This is a genomic window from Pontimicrobium sp. MEBiC06410, assembly GCF_053601615.1.
Genome location: NZ_JBSHNT010000045.1, coordinates 1 through 283, shown reverse-complemented (window position 1 = coordinate 283; position 283 = coordinate 1). Strand labels below are relative to the sequence as shown.

General features: G+C 46.3%; 1 protein-coding gene. It reads right to left on the bottom strand.

Annotation, left to right across the window (positions count from 1 at the left end; genetic code table 11):
* The coding region (locus ACVC08_RS00270; protein ID WP_452600515.1) for a hypothetical protein at nucleotides 1–283 on the bottom strand (283 nt) is incomplete at both ends.

Genomic DNA, 283 nt, shown 5'->3' with positions numbered 1-283 from the left:
GGCTTGTGTTTCATGGTAGGTTACCGTGAAAATTGCGGGGTCTTGTCCGTTTAATATGGCAGGGGTCATGGTTGTAAAGTCAAAGCTTTCGTATACGCCATCGGTGTTTAACTCACAGTGGGTGTAATCGTCTACTGGGGTAACTACTGGTAATGGGTTGACAATAACATCGAAGTTAACCAGCGTGTAACAGCCTGTTCCGTTTAATCCTGTAGGGTCATCGCCATTGGTTAATCGGACATAGATGGTTTGTGGGGTGATCCCTGTATTTGGATTGGCTGGG